The sequence below is a fragment of the Vibrio sp. A37 genome (assembly GCF_059777565.1).
On the sequence record NZ_JBLNLI010000118.1, the window covers coordinates 1 to 200 of the forward strand.

Consider the following 200-nt stretch of genomic DNA (forward strand, 5'->3'; position numbering starts at 1 on the left):
GCCGGTATTCTAACCAACTGAACTACCACTCCGCACCAAACTGTTCTAATTAAAGCCTTACATATTATTGCTTTAATCAGGTTATCTTGAATTATACAAGATAAGTAATTAAAGCCCGGCGATGACCTACTCTCACATGGGGAAACCCCACACTACCATCGGCGCAGTTGCGTTTCACTTCTGAGTTCGGCATGGAATCA

The 200-nt window shown here is 43.0% G+C and carries 1 rRNA gene; it reads right to left on the reverse strand.

What is annotated here, in order from left to right:
• Positions 1-113 precede the first annotated feature (113 nt).
• Positions 114-200, reverse strand: a 5S ribosomal RNA gene (gene rrf / locus ACM2FC_RS23765); the annotation flags it as partial.